The 238-nt window shown below is 31.5% G+C and carries 1 protein-coding gene; it reads right to left on the reverse strand.

The genetic code is table 11. The features are described 5' to 3' along the window. On the reverse strand, positions 1-212 hold a 212-nt coding region (locus SB773_RS34430), incomplete at its 3' end, for a hypothetical protein (protein WP_410595019.1). Positions 213-238: the final 26 nt, after the last annotated feature.

The following is a 238-nucleotide window of genomic DNA, read 5'->3' on the forward strand; positions in this document are numbered from 1 at the left end:
GTTTTAATATAAAAATCTGAAACTTGCATCGCCAAAGCTTCGCAGAAAAATTTAGAAAACAATTCATTTGTTGAGGAAACATCAATATTAATTATTGCAATTTTCTTATCTCGCTGTGCAACATTTAATCCTTTCTTAGACAAATCATCATAGATTTCTCCCATTATGCTATCTTGTACTCGGGTATAAGTTTTTCTTTCTTGTTCCGGCAAAAATGATAAGCTACGTAACTTCGGAT

Origin of the sequence: Bacillus sp. SIMBA_074, from assembly GCF_046534555.1 — a bacterium.
Taxonomy (GTDB): Bacteria; Bacillota; Bacilli; order Bacillales; family Bacillaceae_G; genus Bacillus_A; species Bacillus_A mycoides.